Consider the following 375-nt stretch of genomic DNA (forward strand, 5'->3'; position numbering starts at 1 on the left):
AATGTTAGCCCTTCTGTAAAAGGCCCCGCAATGGAAGTCAAATTAAGCAAGCAACAAAAAGTCACCGTAAACAGTGCGGAAGACATTTATCTGATCATGCGCCAAATTCTCCGTAGAGAAAATAAAATCGGTCAAGGTCAGGAACACTTCTGGATGGTGGGTTTGAATCAAGCCAACAAGATCCTCTATATCGAATTGGTCGCTCTGGGGTCTTCCAACATGGCAAACATCAACCCCAGAGAAGCCTTCCGCATGGCGATTTACAAGCTCGCCGTTCAGGTTATTATGGTCCATAACCACCCCGGTGGAAATGTGACGCCTTCAATCGAAGATCAGGATCTCACCGATCATTTTATCCAGGCAGGCAAATTCCTT

At 45.9% G+C, this 375-nt stretch carries 1 protein-coding gene; it reads left to right on the forward strand.

Annotation, left to right across the window (positions count from 1 at the left end; all coding sequences use genetic code 11):
- Positions 1 to 30: 30 nt before the first annotated feature.
- The coding region (locus tag E1958_RS19880; RefSeq protein ID WP_279512461.1) for a JAB domain-containing protein at positions 31 to 375 on the forward strand (345 nt) is incomplete at its 3' end.

The sequence above is a fragment of the Candidatus Thiosymbion oneisti genome (assembly GCF_004359955.1).
In the GTDB taxonomy this organism is placed as follows: Bacteria; Pseudomonadota; Gammaproteobacteria; order Chromatiales; family Chromatiaceae; genus Thiosymbion; species Thiosymbion oneisti.